3 pseudogenes are annotated in these 17,162 nt (G+C 73.4%); all 3 read right to left on the bottom strand.

The features are described 5' to 3' along the window. Positions 1–10: 10 nt before the first annotated feature. Positions 11–4,720: pseudogene (locus tag OHA86_RS36210) on the bottom strand (SDR family NAD(P)-dependent oxidoreductase); the annotation flags it as partial. 168 nt (positions 4,721–4,888) lie between these two features. Then, positions 4,889–13,450 (bottom strand): annotated as a pseudogene (locus tag OHA86_RS36205) (type I polyketide synthase); the annotation flags it as partial. Positions 13,451–13,564: 114 nt separating this feature from the next. Next, positions 13,565–17,152, bottom strand: a pseudogene (locus tag OHA86_RS36200) (type I polyketide synthase); the annotation flags it as partial. Positions 17,153–17,162 lie beyond the last annotated feature (10 nt).

The following is a 17,162-nucleotide window of genomic DNA, read 5'->3' as shown; positions in this document are numbered from 1 at the left end:
TGACCTCCGGTCATTCGGCCCGCAGCGCGATGTCGACGAGATCGCCGACATCCGCCGCGAGCAGGAGTTCTTCCTCTTCCCGCCGGTCGGCCGCGGGCTCGTCGGCGTCGCGGGCCAGTTCGAGCAACGCGTCCAGCAGCCGGGCCTTCCGCAGCTTCGCCAGCGGGATCGAGCCGAGCGCCGCGCGCACCGCCGCCTCCGACGCCTCCGGCACCTCCGTCGGTCCGGGAACATCGACCTCACCGAACAACGTGCCTACGTAGCGCGCCAGCCGCGCGACGGTCGGATAGTCGAAAACGACGCTGGCGGGCAGCACGGCGCCGGTCTTGGCCTGCAGCAGGTTGCGCAGTTCGACGGCTGTCAGCGAGTCGAAGCCCAGCTCGCTGAAGGGCTGGTCCTCGTCGATCCGCACACCCGAGCCGTGGCCCAGCACGGCTGCGGCGGTTTCGCCGACCAGTTCGGTCAGCAGTTCCTCACGGTCCGCACCGGACAGTGCCGCCAGCCGCTGCCGCAGTTCGTCCCGCCCGTGGCGGGTGTTGTCGGCGGCTCGCCGCAGCGCTCCGCCCGCCAGCGACCGCCACAGGGGCGCGAGGTCGTGCTGGGCACGCAGAGCGCGCGTGTTCAGCCGGGTCAGCACGAGCAGCGGGAAACCGGTGGCGACGGCCCGGTCGAACAGGTCCATGCCCTGCGCAGCCGACAACGGCGGCATCGGCGACCGCGCGATGCGGCGCAGGTCGGTCCTCGACAGCGAACCGACCATGCCGATCTCGGTGGTCCAGGCGCCCCAGGCCATCGAGAGCCCGGGCAGGCCCTCGCGGCGGCGGCGCTGCATCAGGGCGTCCAGGAACACGTTGGCGGCGACGTAGTTGGCCTGTCCCGGGTTGCCCAACTGCCCGGCGATGGAGGAGAACACCGCGAACAGCGAGAGATCCAGGTCCCGGGTCAGCTCGTGCAGGTGCCAGGCCGCGTCCACCTTCGGTGCCAGTACCCGGTCCAGCCGGTCCTGCGACTGCGACCCGAGCACCCCGTCGTCCAGGACGCCGGCGGTGTGCACCACACCGGTGAGCGGATGCTCCGGCGACACCGAGGCGAGGACCTCGGCCAGTGCCTGCCGATCGGTCACGTCGCACGCCGCGACGGTCACCCGCGCGCCCTGCGCCGTCAACTCCCCGACCAGGTCCGCGGCCCCTGGGGCGTCCGCGCCGCGGCGGCTGACCAGCAGCAGATGCCGGACGCCGCGCTCGGCGACGAGGTGCCGGGCAAGGACGCCGCCCAGGCCGCCGGTCCCGCCGGTCAGCAGGACGGTGCCCGCGCTGTCGAGGTCCTGCGGGATGGTCAGGACGAGCTTGCCGACGTGCTTGGCCTGGCTCATGAACCGGAACGCCTCCGGTGCCCGGCGCACATCCCAGCCCGTGACCGGCAGCGGCCGCAACGCGCCGGCCTCGAACAGCGTCACCAGTTCCCGCAGCATCTGCTGGATCCGGTCGGCGCCCGCGTCCATCAGGTCGAACGCCCGGTATTCGACGGGGCGGTCGCGGAAGTCCTCCGGAGAACGGATGTCGGTCTTGCCCATCTCCAGGAACCGCCCGCCCGGAGCCAGCAGGTCGAGCGACGCGTCCACGAACTCCCCCGCGAGCGAGTTCAGGACGACGTTGACACCCGCGTCCCTGAAGGTCTCGTGGAAACCGAGGTCGCGTGACGAGGCCAGCCGCTCCGCCGCGACTCCCCACTCGCGCAGGACATTCCACTTGCCCTCGCTCGCCGTGGCGTAGACCTCCGCACCCCGGTGCCGCGCGAGTTGGATCGCCGCCAGGCCGACACCGCCGGCGCCGGCGTGCACCAGGACCGACTCACCGGAGCCCAGCCCGGCAAGGTCCACCAGGCCGTAGTAGGCGGTCAGGAACACGATCGGCACCGACGCCGCGGTCGCGAAGGACCAGCCCGCCGGCACCTCGGTCAGGAACCGCCGGTCGGTGACGGCCACCGGGCCGAACGCCCCCGAGACCAGGCCCATGACCCGGTCGCCGGGCCGCAGATCGGGCACGCCGGGGCCGACCTCCGTGACCACGCCCGCGACCTCGCCGCCCAACGGGCCCTCGGCACGCACGTCGTGCACCATGTCCAGCGCGTTGAGCACGTCTCGGAAGTTCAGACCCGCGGCATGCACCCGGATGCGGACCTGCCCGCGGGCCAGGGGGTCCTCGGTCTCGGGACACGGCAGCAGGGCCAGGTTCTCCAGCACACCCTTGCCCGTCGAATCGAGCCGCCACGGGGTGTCCGGCGGCATCGCCAGCTCGTCGGCCGGGCCGAACCTGATGAGCCGGCCCGCGAGGAGCTGTCCGTCGCGCAGCGCCAGTTGCGGCTCGTCCGCCGCCAGGACCCGGCCGAGCACGCCGGCGTCGAGCACGGCGTCCGGGCCGGTGTCGAGCAGGACGATCCGGCCGGGGTTCTCGGTCTGCGCCGAGCGCACCAGTCCCCACGCCGCCGCGGCGGCCAGGTCCGGCACCGTTTCGCCGGGCTGCGCGGCGATCGCGCCCCGCGTCGTCACCACCAGCGGGATCGGTCCGAAGCGGTCCTGGCCCAGCCAGAACTGCAGCTGGCGCAGCACCCAACCGGTCAGCTCGTGCGTGGACTCCACCACCCGGTCCGCGTCACCGGAAACGGCCAGCACGACCGCGTCCGGCGCCGGCCGGCCGTCGTCGAGAACCGCGGCGACCGCTTCCAGTCCGGTGTGGTCCTCACCCGTCCGGTCGACGGCCAGCCACCGCGCCGGCGACGCCCCGGCCGAGAAGGTGGCGTCGGCCCACTCCGTCCTGAGCAGCGTCCGGTCACCGGCGCCGGCGCCGGCGCCGAGCTCGCCTGCCGAAACCGGCCGCACCGCCAGCGAGCCGACCGAGAGCACCGGGGCTCCGGCGCTGTCGGCAACCGCGATCGTGACCTCGTCCGGGCCCGTCCGCGTCAGCGCCACCCGCAGCTGCGCCGCGCCCGAGGCGCGGAGCACGACGTCGCCGAAGCTGAACGGCAGCCCGCCGGTCCCGGCGGAGCCCAGCTCCGCGAAGGCCGTCGCGTGCTGCGCGGCGTCGAGCAGCGCCGGGTGGATCCCGAACGACCCGGCCGAGTCGCGTACGGACTCGGGCAGTTCGACCTCGGCGAAGATCTGGTCATCGCTGCGCCAGACCTTGCGCAGCCCCTGGAACACCGGGCCGTACCGAAGGAATCCGCCTTCGCGCAGCTGCTCGTAGAACCCCTCGGTGTCCACTTGCGTCACGCCGGCCGGCGGCCAGGCCCGCGCGAGGACGCCGAACAGGTCGTGCCCGCCGCCTCCCGGCGGGACGGCGCCCACGAATCCGGTGGCGTGGCGGGTCCAGGCGTCCTCTCCGTCGGGGCGCGCGTAGACGGCCACACTGCGCCGCAGCGCCTCGTCCTCGCTGTCGCCGACCACCACTTGCATCTGCACCGCGCCGTGGGCGGGCAGCACCAGCGGCGCTTCCAGGATCAGTTCGTCGAGGCGGTCGCACCCGACACTGTCGCCGGCCAGGATGGCGAGCTCCACGAAACCGGTTCCCGGGAACACCACCGACTCCCGCACCGCATGATCGGCCAGCCACGGATGCGTCCGCACCGACAGGCGGCTGGTGAACACCGCCGCGTCCGATTCGGGCGAGTGCACCACCGCGCCCAGCAGCGGATGCTCCGCGGCGGTCAGCCCCGCCGCCGACACGTCGGCCGGGCCGCTCGCGAGTTCTGGCCAGTACCGCTGGTGCTGGAACGCGTATGTCGGCAGCGCGACCCGCGCCGCGCCCCGGCCGGCGAACGCGGGAGTCCAGTCCACCGCCACACCGTGCGCGTACGCCTGGGCCACCGCGAGCACCATCCGCTGCGGAGTCCCTTCACCGCGGCGCAGCGTGCCCACGACGGCCACCGGCGCCGCGCGCTCCTCGACGATGTCCCGGACCGCGGGCACCAGCACCGGATGCGGACTCACCTCGACCACCGCGCCGGTCCCGGCCGCCAGCGCCGCGCAGAGCGCGTCCTCGAACCGCACGGTGTTGCGCAGGTTCCGGTACCAGTACCCGGCGTCCCACTGCGCGGTGTCCATCACCTCACCGGTCACCGAGGAGTAGACCGGGATCGCGGAGGATGTCGGCGTGATCGGCGCGAGATCGGTCAGCAACCGCTGCTCGATGCGCTCCACCGACGGCGAGTGCGAGGCGTAGTTGACGGCGATCCTGCGCGCCTGGATCTCCTGGTCCCGGCAGTCGGCCAGCAGTCGGTCCGCGGCCTCCGTGGCTCCGGCGACGACCACGGAGGCGGGCCCGTTGACGGCCGCCACCGAGATTCCCGGCCGCTGCGCGAGCAACTCCCCGGCCCGGGCGGCGGACAGCGGCAGGGCCACCATCGCGCCGTCCCCGGCGAGCGTGTCCGCGATCGCCCGGCTGCGCAACGCCACGACGCGCGCCCCGTCCTCCAGTGACAGGCCGCCGGCCACGCACGCGGCGGCGATCTCACCCTGGGAATGACCCACCACGGCCGCGGGCTCCACACCGAACGACCGCCACACCGCGGCCAGCGACACCATCACCGCCCACAACACCGGCTGCACCACATCCACCCGCCCCAACGCCTCCTCGTCACCGAGCGCCTGCTCCAGCGACCAGTCCACGAACGGATCCAAGGCCCGCGCGCACTCCCACATCGACTCGGCGAACACCGGGGACCGCGTGTACAGGTCCTGCGCCATCCCGACCCACTGCGCGCCTTGGCCGGGGAACACGAACACGGCCTGGTCCCCGGCCCGCGCGGTCCCCCGCACCACGGCCGGCGCGGGGTCACCCGCAGCGGCGGCGCGCAGCCCGGCGACCAGTTCGTCCCGGTCACCGCCCACCACGACGACCCGGTGGTCGAACACGGCCCGCGAGCCGACGAGCGAGTGCCCGATGTCCACCGGACGCGGCGCCGGATCCGCCTCGACGAACTCCAGCAGGCGCGCCGCCTGCGCCCGCACCGCTTCCTCGGTCCTGCCCGTGAGCACCCACGGCAGCACCCCGTCGGCGCCGGCGGCGGCCGGGGGCGCAGGCGAGTCGGCGGGGGCTTCGAGGATCACGTGCGCGTTGGTGCCACTCACGCCGAACGACGACACCCCGGCCCGGCGCGGACGATCGTGTTCCGGCCACGGCATCGCCTCGGCGAGCAGCCGCACGTTGCCTTCGGACCAGTCCACCTGGCTGGTCGGCTCGGCCAGGTGGAGCGTCTTCGGCAGCACACCGTGCCGCAGCGCCTGCACCATCTTGATGACACCGCCGACGCCCGCGGCTGCCTGCATGTGCCCGAGGTTCGACTTCAGCGAGCCCAGCCACAACGGCCGCTCCTCGGGCCGGTCCTGACCGTACGTCGCCAGCAGCGCCTGCGCCTCGATCGGATCGCCCAGCTTCGTACCCGTACCGTGCGCTTCGACCACGTCGACGTCCGACGTGGACAGACCCGCCGCGGCGAGGGCCTGCCGGATCACGCGTTGCTGCGACGGACCGTTCGGCGCGGTCAAACCGTTCGACGCGCCGTCCTGGTTCACCGCACTCGACCGGAACACCGCCAGCACCTCATGGCCGTTCCGACGGGCGTCCGACAACCGCTCCAGCACCACCACACCCACGCCCTCGGACCAGCCGGTCCCGTCGGCGTCGTCCGAGAACGACTTGCACCGGCCGTCCGCGGCCAGGCCGCCCTGGATGCTGAACCCGACGAAGGTGTCCGCCGCCGCCATGACCGTCACCCCGCCGGCCAACGCCAGTGAGCACTCGCCGGCGCGCAGCGCCTGCGCCGCCAGGTGCATCGCGACCAGCGACGACGAGCACGCCGTGTCCACACTCACCGCAGGACCCTCCAGGCCCAGCGCGTAGGACACCCGGCCGGAGATCACACTGCCCGCGCCACCGGTGAGCGCGTGGCCCCGCAGTTGCTCGTCGGCCCGGGAGACCAGCTCGAGATACCCGGACTGGTAGGCGCCGGCGAACACGCCGGTCGAGCTGCCCGCCAGCGAGTTCGGGTCGATCCCCGCGTTTTCCAGCGCCTCCCAGGACACTTCGAGCAGCAGCCGCTGCTGCGGGTCGGTGGCCAGCGCCTCACGCGGCGAGATCCGGAAGAACGCCGCGTCGAAGTCGGCGACCTCGTCGAGGAACCCGCCCTCACCCGTCGCCGACGTCCCGGAGCCCGGTCCGTCCGTGCCCACCAGCGTGTCCAGGTCCCAGCCGCGGTCGGCCGGGAACGGCGTGATGCCGTCCGCCCCGTCGGCCACCAGCCGCCAGAGTGCCTCCGGGCTCGACACCCCGGCCGGGAACCGGCAGCCCATGCCCACCAGCACGACCGGATCGTCGGCGACCGGCACCGACGCCGGCCCGATCGACGGCTCGGCCGGTTCCGTCACGCCGAACCGGCCGGCGAGGTGGTCCATGAGGCGGTTCGCCGTGGGGTAGTCGAACACCAGGCTCGCGGGCAGCGCGACCCCGGTCGCCGCCTGCAACCGGTTGCGCAGCTCCACCGCCGTCAGCGAGTCGAAGCCCAACTCGCTGAACGGCTGATCACTCTCGATCTCCGCGCTCGACCCGTGGCCCAGTACGGCCGCGGACGAGTCACGGACGAGGCCGAGCAGCACCTGGCGGCGGTCCGCTTCGGACAGTCCGGCGAGCCGGTCCCGCAGTCCTCCGCGGATCGCGGTGTCGTCCCGCGTCGCGGTCAGTGCCGCTTCGGCCTCCGGGAGCCCGGACAGCAGGGCGCTCGGCCGCGCCGCGGTGAACACGGGCGCGAACCGCGCCCAGTCCAGATCCGCGACGACGATCGCGGTCTCGTCGTCGTGCACCGCACGCTGCAACGCGGCGATGGCCAGCTCGGGCCGCATCGGCACGACTCCGAGCAGGCGAAGCTGCTCGCGTTGCGCGGCGCCCGGATCGCTCAGCGCCCCGACCTGGTCCCACGAACCCCACCCGATCGCGGTCGCGGTGCGTCCCGCCGCCCTGCGGTGGCGGGCCAGCGAGTCGAGGTACGCGTTGGCCGCCGCGAATCCGGCCTGCCCGCCGCTGCCCCAGGCGCCCGCACCGGAGCAGAACAGCACGAACGCGTCGAGCTCCAGCTCGCGGGTGAGTTCGTCCAAGGTGTGCGCGCCGTGGGCCTTGGCCCGTACCTGCTGGTCGAGGTCGTCGGCGGTCACCGAGGTGAGCGCACGGTCTTCGCTCATGACACCGGCCGCGTGTACGACGGTCCGCAGTGGCCACTCCTCCGGGATGTCCGCCACCACCTCGGCCAGCGCCTGCCGGTCCGTCACGTCGCAAGCGGCCACGCTGACGCGGGCGCCGGCGACCTCCAGTTCCAGCCGCAGCGCGTCCGCGCCCTCGGCGTCGAGACCACGGCGGCTCACGAGCACGACGTGCTCCGCGCCGCGCTCGACCAGCCACCGCGCCGCGTACGCACCCAGCTCACCGGTGCCTCCGGTGACCAGCGCCGTCCCGGACGTCGTCCACGACGGCGCACCGGATCCGGTCACGGGCGCGTGAACGAGTCGGCGACCGAACACGCCTGACGGGCGCACCGCGATCTGGTCCTCGCCGGTCGCCCCGGGCAGCGTGGCGGCCAGCCAGCGCGCGCTGCGCGGGTCGAGCACCTCGGGCAGATCGGCCAGCCCGCCCCACAGCGCGGGCAGTTCGAGTGCGGCGACCCGGCCCAGGCCCCACACCCCGCCCTGTGCCGGGGCGGTCACCGGGTCGTGGGGCCCGACGGACATCGCGCCGCGGGTCACCACCCAGGTCCGGGCGGCGAGGCCGCCGTCCAGCACGGCTCGCAGCAACGAGGCCGTCGCCGCCAGTCCGGCGGTGATGCCCGGCTCCAGGGCGGCGGCCAGCGACACCACACCGGTCACTTCGGCACCGGACTCACAGACTTGCTTCAGCTGCTCGGCCAGCTCGGCCCCGCTGTGGTCGAGCACGAGTGTGCTCGCGCCCAGGGCGTCCGCCACCTCCGCCGCCCAGGCGTCGTCGCGGGCGCCTTCCGGGACCACGACCAGCCACTGTCCGGCTTTCGGCGCTCCCGCGACGGCCAGCCGCTTCCATGCCTCGCGGTAGCGCCAGCCGTTCACCAGGGACTGTTCGTGCCGGCGGGCCCGCCATGAAGCCAGCGCGGGCACGACCGGCGCCACGACACCGCCGTCGAGTCCCAGCGTCGCGGCCAGATCTTGCACGTCCTGGTGTTCGACCGACGCCCAGAACCGCCGGTCCGTCCGGTCCTCGGACGGTTCCGGGGCGGCCAGTGCCTTGTCGGGCCAGTACCGCTGGTGCTGAAAGGCGTACGTCGGCAGCGGGACCCGGACCGCGCCACGGCCGGCGAACGCCGTCGTCCAGTCCACTGCCACACCGTGGGCGGACAACTGCCCGATTGCCGACAGCACCAGGCCCGAGTCGCACTGCCCGCCGGGCTTCTGCCGGCGCAGCAGCGGCACGGCGGCCACGGCCGAACTGTGCTGCGCCAATCCGCAGAGCGCTCCGTCCGGGCCCAGCTCGACCATCGTGTTGACGCCCTGCTCGCCCAGCCACCGCACGCCGTCGGCGAATCGCACCGTGCCGCGGACCTGGTCCGTCCAGTACCGCGGGGAGCACAGCTCCTGTGCGGCCACGACCTCACCGGTCAGGTTCGACACGATCGGGATCCGCGGCGGCCGGAACTCCACCGTCTCCAGAACCATCGCGAACTCCGCCAGCATCGGATCCATCAACGACGAATGGAACGCGTGCGACACCCGCAACCGCGACACCTTCACACCACGCCCGGCCGCAACCGCGACGACACCATCCACGTCACCCCGCGGCCCCGAAACCACCACCGAACCCGCCGTGTTGACCGCCGCGACCGACACACTCTCCGGCAGCAGCTCAACCACCTCGGTCTCCGGCAACGCGATCGCCGCCATCGCCCCACCCGAAGGCAGCGCCTGCATCAACCGCGCCCGCGCCGCCACCACCCGGCACGCATCACCCAGCGACCACACCCCCGCCACATACGCCGCCGTCACCTCACCGATCGAATGCCCCAGCAGGTAGTCCGGAGTCACCCCGAACGCCCGCAGCACCTCGAACAACGCCGCCTCGACCGCGAACAACGCCGGCTGCGCCCACCCCGTCTCGTCGACCAACTCCGCGTCCCGGCCCCACATCACCTCACACAACGGCCGGTCCAGCAACGGATCCAACTCCGCGAGAACCCCGTCCAACGCTCCCGCGAACACCGGCGACTCCGCATAAAGCCCACGCGCCATCCCCACCCGCTGCGCACCCTGCCCCGTGAACAACACCCCGAGCCGCGCGTCGGCCACCGCGGCACCCGAGACGGTCCCGGCGCCGGGCTCACCGGCCGCGAGCGCACGCAACCCGGTGACCAGCTCCTCCCGGTCGCCGCCCACCACCACGGTCCGGTGGTCGAACGCGGTACGCGTGGTGGCCAGCGACCAGCCCACGTCGACGGGACGCAGCGCGGGCGCGCCCTCCACGTACTCCAGCAACCGGGCGGCCTGCGCCCGCACCGCCTCGTCCGACCGGCCCGACAGCGCCCACGGCACCACACCGTCGGCGCCGACCACACCGGTACCCGGCGCGGTCTCGTGCGGCGCGTCGGTTTCGGCCGGGGCCTCAAGGATGACGTGGGCGTTCGTGCCGCTGACGCCGAACGACGACACCCCGGCCCGGCGCGGGTGCCCGTTCTCCGGCCACGGCATCGCCTCGGTCAGCAGCCGCACCTCGCCCCGCGCCCAGTCCACCTGCGTGGTCGGCCGCTCGGCGTGCAGGGTCTTCGGCAGCACCGCGTGCCGCATCGCCTGGACCATCTTGATCACGCCCGCGACGCCCGCGGCCGCCTGCGAGTGCCCGATGTTCGACTTCAGTGAGCCCAGCCACAACGGGCGGTCCTCCGGCCGGTCCTGACCGTACGTCGCCAGCAGCGCGTCGGCCTCGATCGGATCACCCAGCCGCGTGCCCGTGCCATGTGCTTCCACCACGTCCACGTCCGACGTGGACAGACCCGCCGCCGCCAGCGCCTGCCGGATCACCCGCTGCTGAGACGGACCGTTCGGCGCCGTCAAACCGTTCGACGCACCATCCTGATTCACTGCGCTCGACCGGAAGACCGCCAGCACCTCATGACCGTTACGGCGCGCGTCCGACATCCGCTCCAGCACCACCACGCCCACGCCCTCGGACCAGCCGGTCCCGTTCGCGGTCTCGGCGAAGGACCTGCACCGGCCGTCCGCGGACAGCCCGCCCTGCATCGTGAACCCGACGAACGCCTCCGGCGTGGCCATCACCGTGACACCACCGGCGAGAGCCAGCGAGCACTCGCCGGCGCGCAGCGCCTGCGCCGCCAGGTGCATGGCGACCAGCGACGAGGAGCACGCCGTGTCCACGCTCACCGCCGGACCCTCCAGGCCCAGCGCGTAGGACACCCGGCCCGAGATCACGCTGGTCGCGCCACCGGTGATCTGGTGTCCTCGCAGCTGGTCGTCGGACCGGGCGACCAGTTCGCCGTAGCCCATCTGGTAGGCGCCCGTGTACACCCCCGTCCGGCTGCCCGCGAGCGTTTCGGGCAGGATGCCCGCCTGCTCCAGGGCTTCCCACGACACCTCCAGCAGCAACCGCTGCTGCGGGTCCGCCGCCACCGCCTCGCGGGGCGAGATCCGGAAGAACGGCGCGTCGAACTCGTCGGCGCCCGCGAGGAAGCCGCCCTCGCCGGTGGCCGACATGCCGGTCCCGTCCGGGCCCACCAGCTCGTCCAGGTCCCAGCCGCGATCGACGGGGAACGGGCCGATCCCGTCCCCCGCCTCACTGACGAGCCGCCAGAGATCGTCCGGACCGGTGACCCCGCCCGGGAGCCGGCACGCCATCCCGACCAGCACGACCGGGTCGTCGGCCACGGACACCAGCTCCGGCACGGCGGCCGTCCCCGTCGTGGGCGAGTCGCCGAACCGGTCGGCCAGGTGCCCGGCGAGCCGGGTGACGGTCGGGTAGTCGAACACCACGCCTGCCGCCAGGGCGATCCCGGTCCTGGCCTGGATCAGGTTCCGCAGCTCGACGGCGGTCAGCGAGTCGAACCCCAGGTCGCTGAACAGCCGGGCCGGATCGATCCCGGCGCCCGAGCTGTGTCCCAGCACCGTGGCGGCGGATTCGCGGACCAGTTCGGCCAGCGCCCGCTCACGGTCCACCGTGGACATCGAAGCGAGCCGCCCGCCCGGTCCCCCGCCGGCGAAGCCGCGGTTCGCGGCGGGCCGGCGCCCGCCCGTCAGCGTGCGCCACACGGGCAGGTCCTGCTGCTTGCGCAGGGCCGGCAGATTCAGGCGGGCGAGTCCCAGGACCGGCTGTGCGGAACGCGCCGCCCGGTCGAACAGGTCCATGCCCTGCTCCGTGGCCAGTGCTGACATCGCCGAACGCGCGAGCCGCTGGAGGTCGGTCGGCGAAAGGGCGCCGGCCATACCGATCTCGGTGGTCCACGGGCCCCACGCCATCGACACTCCGGGCAGTCCGAGGTTCCGCCGCCGCTGCATCAGCGCGTCCAGGAACACGTTGCCCGCCGCGTAGTTCGCCTGGCCGGCGCTGCCGAGCACGCCGCTGAGCGACGAGAACACCGCGAACAGCGAGAGGTCCAGGTCCCGGGTCAGCTCGTGCAGGTGCCAGGCGGCGTCCACCTTCGGCGCCAGCACCCGGTCCACCTGGTCCTGCGACAGGGAGCCGATCACCCCGTCGTCGATCACACCCGCGGTGTGCACCACCCCGGTCAGCGGATGCTCCGGGGTGACGGACGCGAGCGCGTCCGCCAACGCCCGCCGATCCGTCACGTCACACGCGGCCACCGTGACCTCGGCGCCGTGGCGGGCCAGCTCGGCGGCCAACTCCGCTGCTCCCGGGGCATCAAGGCCGCGGCGGCTCAGCAGCATCAGGTGCCGGACACCGTGCTCGACGGCCAGATGCCGCGCCACCACCGCGCCCAGAGCGCCGGTACCACCGGTGATCATCACGGTGCCCGCGACGTCCGGCTCGTGCGGCACGGTGAGTACCAACTTGCCGATGTGCCTGGCCTGGCTCATGAACCGGAACGCCTCCGGCGCCTGCCGTACGTCCCACGTGGTCACCGGCAGCGGCCGCAGGGCGCCGGCTTCGAACAGGCCGACCAGCTCGCGCAGCATGTGCTGGACGCGCTCGGCGCCGGCGTCGGTCAGGTCGAAGGCGCGGTAGCTCAGGCCGGGGTACCGGTCCGTGAGGTTCTCGGCCGAGCGGACGTCGGTCTTGCCCATCTCCACGAACCGGCCGCCGGACGCGAGCACGTCCAGCGAGGCGTCCACGAACTCCCCCGCCAGGGAGTTGAGCACGACATCGACGCCCCGTCCGGCGGTGGCGGTGCGGAAAGCCTCGCGAAAGCCCAGATCCCGCGAGGACGCGAGGCGGTCAGGCCGGACACCCCACGCACGCAGGGCGTCCCACTTGCCTTCGCTCGCAGTGGTGTAGACCTCCGCGCCGAGATGCCGCGCGACCTGGATCGCGGCCAGGCCCACGCCGCCCGCGCCCGCGTGCACCAGGACCGACTCCCCGGCGCGAAGACCCGCGAGGTCGGCCAGGCCGTAGTAGGCGGTGAGGAACACGATCGGCACGGAGGCGGCCGTGGTGAACGACCATCCGTCCGGCGCCACCGTCAGGAGCCGGTGATCGGTCACCGCGACAGGCCCGAACCCGCCGGGGACCAGGCCCATCACGCGGTCGCCCACGCGCAGACCGGTCACACCGGGGCCGGTCTCGGTGACCACGCCCGCCGCCTCGCCGCCCAGCGGTCCCGCCTTGCCTGGGTACATGCCCAGCGCGTTGAGCACATCGCGAAAGTTCAGGCCGGCCGCGTGCACCCGGATCCGGACCTGCCCGCTCTCCAGCGGCTCGGCCGCTTCGGGGCACGGCAGCAACGCGAGGTCGTCCAGCAGACCCTTCCCGGTGGACGCCAGCCGCCACGGCGTGTCCCGCGGGGCGGCCAGCTCGTCGGCCGGTCCGGTCCTCGTCAGCCGGGCCGCGAGGAGCCGCCTTTCGCGCACCGCCAGTTGCGGCTCGTCGGCGGCCAGGACCTGGCCCAGCACGCCGGCGTCCACGGCGCGGTCGGCGTCGAGCAGGACGAAGCGCCCTGGGTGCTCCGTCTGCGCCGACCGCACCAGGCCCCACACCGCCGCGGCGGCCAGGTCGCGTACCGGCTCCCGCTCCGCGGCGACCGCACCCGAGGTCGCGATCACCAGCGGGATCGAGGTGAACCGGTCGTCCGACAGCCACTGCCGCACCTGCCGCAGCACGTGGCCCGTCAGCTCGTGTGCGGAAGCGACCACCGCCTCCGGGTCGCCGGAAACCGCCAGCACCACCGCCTGGGGTTCGGCGCCGTCCGCTATCGCGGTCACGTCGGCGGGATCCGCGACCAGCCACTCGTCCACCGCGGCGGCGGCAGCGGTGATCTCGATCCACTCCGGCTTCAGCAAAGTGCCGCCTTCGCCGGCGGTGACGCTGGCGGCGGCCAGCGGCCGCACGGCGAGCGAGCCGATGGACAGCACGGGCGCCCCGGTGTCGTCCGCGACCGCGAGGGTGACCTCGTCCGAACCCGTCCGGGTCAGCGCCACCCGTAGCCGCGAGGCGCCAGAGGCCCGCAGCACGACGTCGGCGAAGCCGAACGGCAGCCAGCCCGCCCCGGCCGACGCCAGGTCCGCGAAGACCATGGCGTGCAACGCCGCGTCCAGCAGGGCAGGGTGAATGCCGAACGACTCCGCCGCACCGCGGCCGGGCTCGGGCAGCTCGATCTCGGCGAGGATCCGGTCGCCGTCCCGCCATGCCTCGCGCAGACCCCGGAACGCCGGTCCGTAGGCGAACTCACCGCCGCCGAGCCGCTCATAGAACCGCTCGGTGTCCAGCGGCGCCGCGCCCGCCGGGGGCCACTGCCGGCCGAGCACGTCGAACAGCGCGTGGTCCGCGGGTCCGGTCGCGGCCGGACTCACGGTGCCTGTGGCGTGCCGGGTCCAGGTCTCCTCGCCGTCCGGCCGGGCGTACACCGCGACAGCGCGCCGGTGCGCGTCGTCCTCGCCGACGACGACCTGAAGCTGAACTCCGCCCTGCGCGGGCAGGACGAGCGGGGTCTCCAGCACCAGCTCGTCGAGCCGGTCGCAGCCGGCGCTGTCGCCGGCGCGGATCACCAGCTCCACGAGACCGGCGCCGGGGAACACCACGGCGCCACGCACCGCGTGATCCGCCAGCCAGGGGTGGGCGCGCACCGACAGCCGGCTGGTGAACACGAGCCCGTCCGTCTGCGGCAACGACAGCACCGCGCCCAGCAGCGGATGCTCCGCTGCCGTCAGGCCGGCCGCCGACACGTCGGCCGAACCGCTGGAGGTGCGCCAGTACCGCTGGTGCCGGAAGGCGTAGGTCGGCAGCGGCACCCGCGTGACGTCACGGCCGGCGAACAGCGTGGTCCAGTCCACTTCGACGCCCTGCGCGCAGAGGCGGGCCACCGCCGACGCCAGGGTCGGCACGTCATCGTGTTCGCGGCGCAGCAACGGCACGACGACCGTCTGCGGCGGGCAGCTTTCCCGTGCCAGGCCCGACAGCACCCCGTCCGGCCCGAGCTCGACCAGCGCCGTGACACCTTGTTCGCCCAGCCAGCGCACGCCATCGGCGAACCGCACCGCCGACCGCACCTGACGGGTCCAGTACTCCGGCGAACACAACTCGGCGTCCGTCGCCCGGACCCCGGTCAGGTTCGACACCACCGCGATCCGCGGCGGCGCGAAGCTCACCGACTCCAGAACCTGCTGGAACTGCGCCAGCATCGGCTCCACCAGAGACGAATGGAACGCGTGCGACACCCGCAGCCGCGACACCCGGTGTCCCCGCCCGGACACGACCCCGACGACACCGTCCACGGCTTCGCGCGGCCCCGAAACCACCACCGAACCCGCCGTGTTGACCGCCGCGACCGACACACTCTCCGGCAGCAGCTCAACCACCTCGGTCTCCGGCAACGCGATCGCCGCCATCGCCCCACCCGAAGGCAGCGCCTGCATCAACCGCGCCCGCGCCGCCACCACCCGGCACGCATCCCCCAGCGACCACACCCCCGCCACATAAGCCGCCGTCACCTCACCGATCGAATGCCCCAGCAGGTAGTCCGGAGTCACCCCGAACGCCCGCAGCACCTCGAACAACGCCGCCTCGACCGCGAACAACGCCGGCTGCGCCCACCCCGTCTCGTCGACCAACTCCGCGTCCCGGCCCCACATCACCTCACACAACGGCCGGTCCAGCAACGGATCCAACTCCGCGAGAACCCCGTCCAACGCCGCCGCGAACACCGGCGACTCCGCATAAAGCCCACGCGCCATCCCCACCCGCTGCGCACCCTGCCCCGTGAACAACACGCCCAGTTGGTTGTCCTCGGCCGCGATGCCCAGCGTCACGCCCGGAGCGGATTCACCGGCCGCGACAGCCCTGAGCCCGGTCAGCAGTGTGTCGCGCTCGGTGCCCAGCAGCACGGCGCGGTGCTCGAACCTCGCCCGTGTGGTGACCAGCGACCAGCCCACGTCGACCGGACCCGGCGCCGGATCCGCTGTCAGATGCGCGAGCAGTTTCGCCGCCTGAGCGCGCAACGCGTCTTCGGTCTTCCCCGACAGGATCCAGGGCACCACGCCCGCGGCGCCGAAAGCACCGGGGCCGGACGGGGCGGCGGCGGTCGGGCCGGCGTCGATGGGCGCTTCGAGGATCACGTGCGCGTTCGTGCCGCTGACGCCGAACGACGACACCCCGACCCGCCGGGGGTGGCCGTTTTCGGGCCAGGGCCGGGATTCGGTCAGCAGGCGCACGTCGCCCTGCGTCCAGTCGACCTGCGTGGTCGGCGCGTCCACGTGCAGTGTCTTCGGCAGCACCCCGTGCCGCAGCGCCATGACCATCTTGATCACACCGCCGACACCGGCGGCCGCCTGGGTGTGGCCGATGTTGGACTTGAGCGACCCCAGCCACAACGGCCGGCCCTCGGGGCGGTTCTGACCGTAGGTCGCCAGCAGCGCCTGCGCCTCGATCGGGTCACCCAGTTTCGTACCCGTGCCGTGCGCTTCCACCGCGTCGATGTCCGAGGCGGACAGACCGGCGGCGGTCAGCGCCTGGCGGATCACGCGTTGCTGCGACGGACCGTTCGGCGCGGTCAGGCCGTTGGAGGCGCCGTCCTGGTTGGTCGCGCTCGAACGGAACACCGCCAGCACCTCGTGGCCGTGGCGGCGGGCGTCGGACAGCCGCTCCATCACCACGATCCCGACGCCCTCGGACCATCCCGTGCCGTCGGCGGCGTCAGCGAAGGACTTGCACCGGCCGTCGGTGGCGAGGCCGCCCTGCGCCGTGAACCCGACGAACGCGTCGGATGCGGCCATCACCGCGACCCCGCCGGCCAGCGCCAGTGTGCACTCCCCCGCCCGCAGTGCCTGGGCGGCCAGGTGCATCGAGACCAGGGACGAGGAGCAGCCGGTGTCCACGCTGACCGCGGGGCCCTCCAGCCCGAGGGTGTAGGAGACCCGGCCGGAGATCACACTCGGCGCGCCACCGGTGATCTGGTGACCGCGCAGTTGCTCGTCGGCACGCGAGAGAAGTTCGTTGTAGCCGGACTGGTAGACGCCGGCGAACACCCCGGTCCGGCTCCCGGCCAGCGACGAGGGATCGATCCCGGCGTGTTCCAGCGCTTCCCACGAGACCTCCAGCAGCAGACGTTGCTGCGGATCGGTCGCCACCGCTTCCCGCGGCGACATCCGGAAGAACGCCGCGTCGAAGTCACCCGGCCCCTCGAGGAAGCCGCCCTCGCCCGTCGCCGAGAGCCCGGAGCCGGGGCCGTCGGTGCCCAGCAGGGCGTCGAGGTCCCAGTTTCGGTCCAGGGGGAACGGGCCGATGCCCTCGGCTCCGTTCGCGACCAGGCGCCACAGGTCCTCCGGCCCCCGCACACCGCCCGGGAACCGGCACGCCATCCCGACGAGGACGACCGGGTCGTGCGCCACCTCGGTCAGGGCTTTGTTCTCCTGCTTCAGCCGTTTGTTGGCCAGAAGTGAAGCACGCAGGGCCTCCGTCAGTTTCTCCACAGACGCAGTC

Origin of the sequence: Streptomyces sp. NBC_01477, assembly GCF_036227245.1 — a bacterium.
Taxonomy (GTDB): domain Bacteria; phylum Actinomycetota; class Actinomycetes; order Streptomycetales; family Streptomycetaceae; genus Actinacidiphila.
This window is presented reverse-complemented; position numbering and strand designations above follow the sequence as displayed.